The following is a 6,569-nucleotide window of genomic DNA, read 5'->3' on the forward strand; positions in this document are numbered from 1 at the left end:
GTTTGGCCTACGAACCCCGGGATGGTTCGGTACCTATCACCTCCACAGGCTATTATTATGAGAGCGCCCGGATTATGAGGCAACTGGCGGATGTCTTGGACAAATCGGAGAAAGAGCAGGAGTATAGTCAGCTTGCCGGCCATATCAAGGAGGCTTTCAATGATACCTTTTTGAATAAAGAGGATTATAGCTATGGCTCCGGCTCTCAAACCAGCAATGCATTTCCACTTTATTTGGGAATAGTACCTGAAGACATTGAGGATAGAGTGGCCAATAGCCTGTCAGAACAGATCCGTGTTGAAGACAATGGATACATTCAGACCGGTATTATCGGGACTAAGGCATTGGTTCAGGCCTTGCCCCAATTTGGCAAGGATGAATTGCTTTATGACCTTGCTACCAACACCGAATTTCCGAGCTGGGGCTATATGATTGCCAAAGGAGCCACGACCCTTTGGGAACGCTGGGGCGGATACCGCTACTTCGATGCGGACATGAACTCCCTGAACCACATCATGTTTGGAAGTATCGACGAGTTTTTCTATAAGGACATCGGAGGCATTCGTCCCGCCAGTCCGGGTTATAAAGAAATGAGTATATCTCCTAAAATAGTTGGAGATCTGGATTTTGGAAAAGCTTCAACCCGGACCATTCGTGGAAAAGTTGCCTCATCATGGAAGAAACAAGGGGAATCCGTTATCTTTAATGTTACTGTACCCGGAAACAGTTCGGCCAAAGTGCGTATTCCCAAAGGGTCATTAAGCGGACCATTCAAAGTAACCGAATCGGGAAACATTATTTGGAAAGATGGACAATCTGCCGGTCAGGTCGATGGGCTCAATACAATCCGTGAACAGGAAGAGTGTTTTGAACTTGATATTGTTTCCGGTTCATACCGGTTTAAAATTTCCGGGTATAAACAGTAAGATGTAAGCCGATTTCAATGAATTTATATCATTAAAGATTGTATGATGCTAAAGATTTAATAAATTTATAACGATAAAAATGTTTGAAAATACGATTTTTTACACATACTTTTTTAAATAACTATCTGAATAAGAAATATTAATTAAAAACTATTAATTATGAGTAATACCGATAACATCAAAAAGGCATATGAAATTGCCAAACAGCAGTACAAGGAATTGGGCGTGGATACCGATCAGGCCCTTGAGAAACTCAGAGACCTTCAGGTCAGTATGCATTGCTGGCAGACCGATGACGTGGGTGGTTTTGAAACCCCTGAATCCGAGCTGGAAGGAGGCGGAATACAGGTAACGGGCAATTATCCCGGTAAAGCAAGGAGTTTGGAAGAGGTCCGTCAGGACTTGGACAAAGCCATGTCTCTGTTACCTGGCAAACAGAAAATAAACATCCATGCTATTTACGGAGATTTTGGGGGTAAATTGGTAGACCGCGATCAAATTGATGTTGAACATTTCCAGGGATGGATTGACTGGGCGAAAGAGCGAGGCATTGGCCTGGATTTCAATTGTACCTGTTTTTCTCACCCAAAAGCCGACGGCGGCTTTACCATTTCCAGCAAGAATGAGGAAATCAGAAAATTCTGGATCAAGCACATCAAACAATGCAGAAAAATAGGTGCAGCCATGGGAGAACAAACCGGCATACCTTCCATACACAACCTTTGGATTCCCGACGGATCAAAAGACACACCGATTGACAGATATACCCATCGCAAGCTTCTGAAAGAATCACTTGACGAAATTTTTTCGGAAGACTACCCCAGAGAACATTTGAAAGACTCCATTGAAAGTAAATTATTTGGTATCGGTGCAGAGGCTATGACCGTGGGTTCATACGATTTTTATCTGCCATATGCTGCAACGAACAACAAATTAATATGCCTGGATAACGGACATTACCATCCAACTGAGGAAGTGGGAGATAAAATATCGGCTGCTTTGCTTTTTGTTGATGAACTGATGCTCCATGTTACCCGGGGAGTGAGATGGGACAGCGACCATGTGGTTACCCTGAATGAGGATGTACGGCAAATTGCCCAGGAGACAATACGTGCTGATGCTTTGAACCGGGTCAATGTAGGGCTTGACTTTTTCGATGGCAGCATCAACCGTATCGGAGCCTATGTTATCGGCACCCGTGCAGCCCAACAGGCATTCCTGTTTGCATTGCTTGAGCCTACCGATAAGCTAAGACAATATGAGGAAAATGAAAATTATTTTGAACGGCTCGCCATGCTTGAGCTGTTGAAGTCCAAGCCATTTGGCGCTGTATGGGACTACTATTGCCTGAGCAATGATGTTCCGGTAAGCGAGGATTATATTACCAGCATCCAGCAATACGAGAAGGAAGTGTTGTCCAAGCGCTAGTACATGTTTATGGAAATGAGTTTGTCCATAAAGTCCTACATGTTCTTTCGTGATTTCCTTTGTGTTCCTCAGTGGTTGATATTATATGTTTGAACCACAGAGTTCCACGGAGAACAAATATGGAGTAACACAGAGGTAATTTATACGAATTTGAAAGGTCTTTTGACTTTATGGACAGACTCATCCTTTAAACAATTTATTAAGAGACTAACTTATGAGTTTATCTAGATTAAATCTAAGGAAATTAGCCTCACTGTTTATCATCACCTTTTCTTTATCCGTGATATTCATCTTTTTTATAAGCCCGCATGCCTTAAAAGCTGATGAACCGGAATCTTATGAGCAGTTGAAGGAAGGATTTCAGGATCCGGATCCTGCCAGGTGGGGAGAAGTGCCGCTGTGGTGGTGGGAAGGGGCGCCACTGAGCAAAGAACGCATTACTTGGCAGCTTGAGACTTTGGCTGAACAAGGCGTTAAGTCCGTTTGTCCGATCCAGCGTTCCCCGGGGCGCTGTGATCCCAAATCGTTCAGTCCCGAGTGGTGGGATATGCTGGAATATGCACATAAAGAATGCAAACGGTTGGGTATGTCACTATGGGCTTATGATCAGGTTGGTTACGGCCATTACGGGTGGCTGGAAAAAGCAGCCGCTAAAATCAAGGATTCTCCTGTAAAACAGATTGAATTTATCAGCAGGGAAGTTGACGGCGATGCTACAATAACCCTTGATCTGCCGTCAGGTGAATTGCTTGACGCCGTTGCTTATGAGATGGAGGCAGGCCAAGCTGGTGAGCCAACAGTTCATGATCTTACCCCCATGGTGGATGATGGAATGCTGAAATGGGAAGCTCCCTCAGGAGGGTGGAAAATCGCCATATCCGTTGTGAGTCCTTTTAAGGGATTTTACCTGCAGGAAGCAGCGACCGATACATTTCTGAATATGTTATATGGAGAGATTGAACAAAGGGTAGGGAACGAGTCGATGGGCTCCAGTTTTGCCGGTGTGTTTCAGGATGAGCATCCTCCCACCCCAAGGGATCTGTATACTGAAGAGCTCGCAGAGTTATTCCGCGAGCGTAACGGTTATGAGATTGGGAAAGCCATTCCCGCCCTTCATTTTGACGTGGGCAAGAAAACCCCCAAATACCGCCTTGATTTTTATGATACTTACCTGGAGCTAATAGAGGAGACTTACTGGCAACGCGTGTTTGACTGGACCGAGGATCGGGGAATTCTTTTCAGTCATGACAACTGGGGACGAAATAATATTTACAGACAGAGCCAGGGATATATCGATTATTTCCGCACCCAACGCTGGTTTTCTGCTCCTGGTTTCGATGATTCCGGGCTGCGCCCCATAAAGGAGCGCAATTATTATGATACCAAAATTGCCGCTTCGATTGCACGCTTATATGACCGATCCCGGGTGTGGGACGAAGCCTTTCACAGCTCCGGATGGGGTCGCACAACCGAACAGACCATGGACTGGCTCACGGCTAATTATGCTTTTGGAGCCAACCTCTATGATGAACATGGTCTCTACTATTCAACCAATGCAAGCACGTGGGAACATGCAGCACCGGACCCTCATTGGCGGCAACCTTACTGGCGCTATTACAATCACCTGTCCGAATGGGTTTCAAGAATGAGCTACCTGATGTCCCAGGGCAACCATGTGGTGGATGTGGCGGTTCATTATCCGGTGGTAAGCCTCCTGGCTGAAACAACCCCCGGGGAGTCCGGCCCCGATTATAATACTTACATGGATTTATCGCGGACAATTTATAACGAGGGAATGGATAATGACATCATTGATGATCATTCCATTCTAAGGGGTGAAATTCAGAATGGCACCCTTAAGGTCGGAGGCAATAATTACCAGGCCCTGGTGTTCGGACCAGAGGAGACCGTTCGACGCTCGGTTATCGAAAAATCCCTGAAGTTGGCAAATAGTGGCGGAACGGTCATTTTTTACGGGGAACTTCCCACCCATTCAACGGAAGCTGGCCGTGATGATCCTGCTCTTGCTTCGCTTCTGTCCCGATTATTTGGTAGCAGCCCGGAGGGGCTTTCTCAAACGCGCTCCACTGTTCATCAGTTTGATTCCGGGGGCGAGGCGGTTTTCCTGCCTGCTGTTGCGGAGAAGATTCCAGCCCTGTTAACCACCCACATATCAAGGGATGTTATTACCAACGGAGGAGATGTCTTTATGGCTCACCGACGGGTAGGAGAGACGGATATTTATCTTTTTCAGAATACTCAGCAGGAAGCAATGACACTCCAGGCCAGACTTCGCGCGGATGGGGTTCCGGAGCGCTGGGGTCCTATGACAGGCAATGCCGAACCTGTTGATGCTTTCCACCGTAAAGACGGATATACACACATTACCCAGAGCATCCGCGGCAATACAGCGACATTGGTGGTTGTGCGCCCCGGTAAACTTCAGGAAGGAAAAAATCCGTCAGCTTTTGCCCGTGGAGAAAAAAAATCGTTATCAGAGGATTGGGAATTTTCTGTGATTCCCACCCGTGATAACCAGTGGGGAGAATTTCGCTGGCCCCCGTCGGAGGATAAGATTGGTCCGGAGATCCGGCAGTTACGCTATCGCGAAGAAGGTGATACACCGGGTACGAAGCAAGGATGGCACCGGCCCGGTTTTAATGATAAGCGTTGGAGCAAAACCATTTATAGCATGGGCCCGCATTGGCTAAGCCTTACTTCGGTACCGGAAGAGGCAGAGATCATTCCTAAAGTGAGGAATGAGACGGAAAACATAGCTACGGGGGAAAAAGTCTCCCTTCCGCGTCAATCCTTGGAATGGGAAGAAGTCACCTTTTCAAAAACCATTGGACGGGGCCGGCCTGTTGGCTGGGGAGGCCACTCTGGCTATCCTGATGGCCATATGGATAAGGATTTTATTGATCTTCCGGAGGGACGTAAGATTTTATTCACACGCATACGCTCGCCAAAAAGGCAACGGGTGGGCCTCCATATTGCCCTGCGTAATTCCCGGCCGAAATTGTGGGTAAATGGTGAGCAACAACCCGTAGAAGGGGCGGTTGGCAATTTACCTTTGCAGGAAGGTGTGAATACGGTACTTTTGGATGTTCCCGATGGTGGCCGTGGAATGCTCTACGTACAGGATGCACCGCCATCAGCAACTTCCCTGGAGGAAGCAAGTGAGGGTGTGGTGATGCCTGATTTTACAGATGCCCATTGGATATGGCATGGTAACACAGATGCCAGTTATTTTCGAAAAACGTTCACTCTTGATCAAAGACCCCAGGAGGCCAGACTTGCCATTACGGCTTATACCGGATATCAGTTATTTATCAACGGGGAGAAAGTCGAGGAAGAAATTGGCCCCTGGGCTCACTGGGATCAGCCCGAATTGTTCAATATAACCTCTCATCTTCGGGAAGGCAAAAACACCATTGCTATTTGGGGGCAATTTTATGCCGGCCAGCATCACCAATCCGGGATACCTGCCGGAAACAGGGCTGTAGCAATGGCCATAAAATACCGTACGCCGGACGGAACAGAGGAGACCCTGGTGACGGATAATAACTGGAAAGCTACAACTGAAGAATATGACGGTTGGCAGGAAGTACAATTTGATGCCGGCGAATGGCAGCCAGTGACAGTCAAGGGCCAGATGGGTGATGATCCATGGGGTGACGGGTTGCTGGCGAACCTCAGAACTGTTACCACACCCCAGCGACCGCTCTCGGTAAATTTGTCCTCCCCCTATTTGCAAGTGTTTAAGGAAGGGCCTCAGGTGGTTTATGATGTCAAACCCCGCGATGCTAGGCGAGTTGGATGGTATCGATTCGAAGCTCCCCCAGGTTTGAGTAAAGTGGATCTGCATTGCAATGTCAAGGGCCGGGCTTGGGTAAACGGTCAGGATGTGCCGGTGCGGAATGGGGTGATCCGGATCAGCGAACCACCGGTAAAAGTTTCCACTGTCGCTCTTCGTCTGGATATGGACCAGGGAGAATATGCGGGTGCAGCTTTTTCAAACCCGCCGAGCCTGACTTTGGAAGAAGGATTGATTCAGACAGGAAAATGGGCTGATTATGCCTTGCCAACCTATTCCGGCATTGGAGTTTATTCTCAGAAGGTTGAATTTACCCGTGAAGAGGCTGAAAAACAAATTGAACTTGATTTGGGAAAAGTACTGGTAGCTGCGAAAGTTTTGGTGAACGGTGAATCGGC

Annotated in this window: 3 protein-coding genes; all 3 read left to right on the forward strand. The window is 47.3% G+C overall.

The genetic code is table 11. From position 1 onward, the window contains the following. On the forward strand, window positions 1-926 hold a 926-nt coding region (locus KGY70_15010; GenBank protein MBS3776504.1), incomplete at its 5' end, for a hypothetical protein. Window positions 927-1,085: 159 nt separating this feature from the next. Continuing rightward, window positions 1,086-2,354 carry an L-rhamnose isomerase gene (locus KGY70_15015; GenBank protein ID MBS3776505.1) on the forward strand — a complete coding sequence of 423 codons (1,269 nt, stop codon included), beginning with the start codon at window positions 1,086-1,088 and terminating at the stop codon, window positions 2,352-2,354. A 214-nt stretch (window positions 2,355-2,568) separates the two neighbouring features. After that, window positions 2,569-6,569, forward strand: a 4,001-nt coding sequence (locus KGY70_15020; GenBank protein MBS3776506.1) for an alpha-L-rhamnosidase N-terminal domain-containing protein, incomplete at its 3' end; no start/stop codon positions are given.

Source organism: Bacteroidales bacterium, from assembly GCA_018334875.1.
GTDB lineage: Bacteria > Bacteroidota > Bacteroidia > Bacteroidales > UBA12077 > JAGXLC01.